A 4539-nucleotide genomic window follows, 5' to 3' on the forward strand; every position below is an offset into this window, starting at 1 on the left:
CATGGCGTGGCGGTCGCTGGGTGGGTGTGGGCGGTCACTGGGAGCGTGGGCGTCCGGGTTACCACTATGTGCACCCGCATTGGGTTCAGGGCGGCGGCGGCTGGCACTTCAGCGCCGGTGTCTGGGTTGCCGGTTAATTCGCATCGCTCGAAAGCTAGAAAAAGCCCCGCTTCTGCGGGGCTTTTTTTTGATACGTGAAGGATGCCGATGGCGTTATTCGTTGTGGCAGCCCACGGTGATTTGCTGCGGCGCATCAGCGCCGTTCCCCGAGTCGTACTAAACTTAGTCGGCTAACTCGCCGCCCCAGCTTCCTGCTGGGGCTTTGAGTTTCAGGCGTCAGGTCCTTGGCGGGGCCCAAACGCTTCCAATAAGTGGTTGCCTTCCCCGGCACCGTCATACGTGGAGTTCAAGTTCCAATGATTTTCGAAACCATCGCCAAAACAGGCCACGAAGAAGTCGTCTACTGCCATAACAAAGACGCAGGCCTGAAGGCCATCATTGCGATTCATAACACGGTGCTGGGTCCGGCACTCGGCGGCCTGCGCATGTGGCCGTACAAGACCGAGCAGGATGCCGTAAACGACGTGCTCCGTCTGTCGCGTGGCATGACGTACAAGAACGCTGTCGCCGGCCTGAACCTGGGCGGTGGCAAGGCGGTGATCATCGGCGATCCGTCGAAAGACAAGTCCGAAGCGCTGTTCCGCGCGTTCGGCCGTTTCGTCAACTCGCTCAACGGCCGTTACATCACGGCGGAAGACGTGGGTATCGACGTGAACGACATGGAATATGTATTCCGCGAAACCGAATACGTGACTGGCGTGCATCAGGTGCATGGCGGTTCGGGCGATCCCTCGCCGTTCACCGCGTACGGCACGCTGCAGGGCTTGATGGCCGCGCTGAACTTCCGCCACGGTAACGAAGACGTGGGCAAATACAGCTACGCCGTGCAAGGCGCCGGCCACGTGGGCAGCGAGTTCATCAAGCTGCTGCGCGAACAGGGCGCGAAGGTGTTCGTCACCGACATCAACAAGGATGCCGTGCAGCGTTGCGTCGATGAGTTGGGCTGCGAAGCCGTGGGTCTGGACGAAATCTACGACGTCGACGCCGACGTGTACTCGCCCTGCGCATTGGGCGGCACCGTCAACGAGCAGACCATCGACCGCATCAAAGCAAAGATCATCTGCGGTGCCGCGAACAACCAGCTGGCCAACGACGCCATCGGCGACGAACTCACCCGCCGCGGCGTGCTGTACGCGCCGGACTATGCCGTGAACGCTGGCGGCGTGATGAACGTATCGCTGGAAATCGACGGTTACAACCGCGAACGCGCGATGCGCATGATGCGTACGATCTACTACAACCTGGGCCGTATCTTCGAGATCAGCAAGACGGAGAACGTGGCCACTTACAAGGCTGCCGATCGTCTGGCCGAAGAGCGCATCGAGTCCATCGGCAAGATCAAATTGCCGCATATGGGCAATGGCGGTACGCGCTTTGCCGGCCGTATGCGCGGTCAGTAATTCGCTATCGCTGTTTGAAGAAAGAGCCGCCGGTCACCCGGCGGTTTTTTTGTGGCCTATCGTGCCCGCTTTTGATCGTCATTCCGGCGCAAGTCGGAATGACGGCGAGGTTACGAAGCACGTTTTGCTGAACGCATCCGCTCAGTAAAAACTACACCCGCGAGTGTTGAAAACGCCGGCTGCAGGGCCGGTGTTTTTTTACGGCGGGCCACAGTTCCGAAACCCGAAATCTGTAACACTTCTGCTAGACTCGGTCGTAAGAAAATGTGTTGTAAGGCTTTGCCAGCGCTGGTAAAGCTCAGGGGACCTGGTCAACGGGTCAGGGAACAAATCGAACGTCTTCACGGCCTGCGTCATCTGGCTGTCGTCTACTTGGACCTAAGTCCAAGTTCGGCAATCTGTGGTCGGCGGGGCCGCGTAGAGATCGCAGGATCGCAAGAGTAGGCTGGCGTGTATGAGCGCAATCATGGAAACAGGAATCAGCGACGAGGACATCCTGAGCAGGTTGAAGGATGTTTTGCGCGAGACCTTCGAGATCGACCCGGCGCGCGTCAAACCGGATACGAACCTGTTCACCGATCTTGAACTGGACAGCATCGACGCGGTGGATCTTGCCATCCAGGTGCAGGACATGACTGGCATGCGCATCAAGCCCGAGGATTTCAAGAACGTGCGGACGGTTGGCGATGTGGTCGCCACCGTTCGCTCGCTGCTGACGCGCTAAGCGCGACGGGCGGCCCTTCATGCCATCTGCGCAAGCACCGATCGGGGAAAGCTTTCATCCCTGCGCACTCATTCCAATCTACAACCACAAAGACACCATCACCGAAACCGTGCACGCCTTGCGCGCACATGGTTTGCCAGTCGTTATCGTCGACGACGGCAGCGACGACGCGACGCGCGCCGTGCTCAAAGCGATTGCGCAGAACGAATCGACCGTGCAGTTGATACGGCTACCTCGCAATGGCGGCAAGGGTCGTGCGCTGACGGCTGGACTGATCGCAGCGCGCGATGCCGGTTATTCGCACGCGCTGCAAATCGATGCGGATGGTCAGCACAACGCGGGCGACGTACCGCTTTTTCTCGCTGAGGGTCGCGCAAACCCCCGTGCGCTGATTTGCGGACAGCCGATTTTCGATGAAAGCGTGCCGCGTGCGCGCCTATACGGCCGCTACGTGACGCATGTGTGCGTGTGGCTGGAAACGCTCTCATTCACATTGCGCGATTCGATGTGCGGGTATCGCCTCTATCCCATCGAAGAAACCTGCGCCGAGATCGACCGTGCGCCATTGCCTGCGCGCATGGATTTCGATACGGAAGTGGCTGTAAGGCTGATGTGGCGCGGCGTTCAAGTTCGCAACATGCCGACGCGGGTAATCTACCCGGAAAACGGTCTTTCCCATTTCCGCATGCTGCACGACAACCTGCGTATTTCCGCGATGCACACACGCCTTTTGCTGGGCATGCTCCCGCGCGCGCCGATGCTGTTGTGGCGCAAGCGCAGGAGATCCGCATGGGCTGCATAAATCGCCCTACTTCGACGCGTATTACCCCTCCCCCTGCTTGCAGGGGAAGACATGCGTTTCGGTTTTACGGAACCCTTTGGTGCTTTGTTGCGTTGCTGCTTCTTGGCATCAGCTTGAATGCGCAGGCGCAAGGTTCATCGCCAGATCTGCTGCATAGCGTGCTCGCGCAACTGAGTCAGCACACGGCAGTGCGTGCGAGCTTTACGCAAGAGCGAAAAAATCCCGCATTGACGCAGCCGCAGAGCAGCAGCGGACAACTTCTGTTCGTGACAGGTCACGGCATGCTGTGGCAAGTACAACAGCCTTATCAGCAAACGCTTGCGCTGACCGGCAGCAAGACGATGAGCATCGATGCGACCGGCCGCGCGCAACCGATACGCAATGAACGCGGCGTCAGCCAGATTTCGCAGATGCTGCAGTCGATGCTCGCGGGCCAGATCGATCCGGTGCTGCGTCAGTTCGATGTCACCGCCGATGGCACAGCCACACAGTGGACCTTGCATTTCACGCCCAAACAGGCGCGTGTGGCGCAAGTACTTCACGGCATCGAGCTGGATGGCGGTACGTTTCTGCAAGGCATCCATATCGCGATGCAAGACGGCACGCAAACCGATATCCGCATGACGGATACGCGCGATGCGGGCCCGCTCAACGCGCTGGAAAAACAGGCGCTCGGCCTGCCATGAATCAACGAGGTCTGTGGCTGCGCGCGGGTGCGTTTATTGCGGCAACGCTGCTGATCGCTTTGCTTGGCGCATGGTTGTTGTTCGGCCGGGGCCGCTCGCCCATCCAGACCGATCTACTGGCCATGTTGCCGGCCACGGAGCGCAATCCGCTTGCTGAAGTGGCGGCACAGCGTCTTGCACACGCTAACGGCGACCGCGTGATTCTGCTGGTGGCTAACGCCGATGAGGAACGCGCCAAGGCGGCGGCGCGCGAACTTGGCCATTCGCTGTCGAAGAACGATGTCTTTGCGTCGGTCACGGCAGAGCTGCCACCATTCGATCTGCAGCAGATCGTTGCACCGTATCTCGCGCATCGTTTTACGTTGCTGGCCGATGCGGATCGCACCACGCTCGCGCAGCCCGGTTACAACCCGGCGCAGGCGCTCGCACAGCGCGTCAACGAGCCTTTCAGCACGGGCATCGGTACGCGTCTGCAAGACGATCCGTTCGGCTGGCTGCAGCACTGGCTGGATCAACAACCGTGGAGCCGCTCCCCACTGGTGCCGGAAGACAATCTGCTGACGGTGCACCGCGACAACGCGACGTATGTGTTGGTGACCGCAACGCTCAATGGGTCGTCGTATGACGATGCGATCCAACAACGCGCACTCGGCGCTTTGGATCAGGCACAGAGCGGAGTCGAGCACAATCAGCCTGGCACAAGCGTGTTGCGCACGGGCGCGCTATTTTATGCCGCGGCCGCACGAGCCGGTGCGGAACACGATATGCACATGGTCGGCCTCGTCTCGACGATTGGCATCGCGTTTT

General features: G+C 59.9%; 4 protein-coding genes and 1 pseudogene. All 5 read left to right on the forward strand.

Features of this window, described 5'->3' with window-relative positions:
• The first annotated feature begins 416 nt into the window (after positions 1-416).
• Positions 417-1520 carry a Glu/Leu/Phe/Val dehydrogenase dimerization domain-containing protein gene (locus VK725_RS11500; protein WP_325318193.1) on the forward strand — a complete coding sequence of 368 codons (1104 nt, stop codon included), beginning with the start codon at positions 417-419 and terminating at the stop codon, positions 1518-1520.
• A 466-nt stretch (positions 1521-1986) separates the two neighbouring features.
• Positions 1987-2244, forward strand: a complete 258-nt coding sequence (locus tag VK725_RS11505; protein WP_325318194.1) for an acyl carrier protein — start codon at positions 1987-1989, stop codon at positions 2242-2244.
• A 19-nt stretch (positions 2245-2263) separates the two neighbouring features.
• Positions 2264-3046: a glycosyltransferase family 2 protein gene (locus VK725_RS11510; protein ID WP_325318195.1), complete on the forward strand. Its 783-nt coding sequence runs from the start codon at positions 2264-2266 to the stop codon at positions 3044-3046.
• Between the two features lie 92 nt (positions 3047-3138).
• On the forward strand, positions 3139-3732 hold the full coding sequence (locus VK725_RS11515; protein ID WP_325318196.1) for an outer membrane lipoprotein carrier protein LolA: 594 nt from the start codon (positions 3139-3141) through the stop codon (positions 3730-3732).
• Positions 3729-4539 (forward strand): annotated as a pseudogene (locus tag VK725_RS11520) (hypothetical protein); the annotation flags it as partial. The gene VK725_RS11515 and the pseudogene VK725_RS11520, both read left to right, overlap by 4 nt.

Origin of the sequence: Dyella sp., from assembly GCF_035486915.1 — a bacterium.
GTDB lineage: Bacteria > Pseudomonadota > Gammaproteobacteria > Xanthomonadales > Rhodanobacteraceae > Dyella_B.

Bases quoted from the DNA above. Each gene is read 5' to 3' on its own strand.
- VK725_RS11510 (WP_325318195.1), top strand. From the start codon at position 2,264: ATGCCATCTGCGCAAGCACCGATCGGGGAAAGCTTTCATCCCTGCGCA.
- VK725_RS11505 (WP_325318194.1), top strand. From the start codon at position 1,987: ATGGAAACAGGAATCAGCGACGAGGACATCCTGAGCAGGTTGAAGGAT.
- VK725_RS11500 (WP_325318193.1), top strand. From the start codon at position 417: ATGATTTTCGAAACCATCGCCAAAACAGGCCACGAAGAAGTCGTCTAC.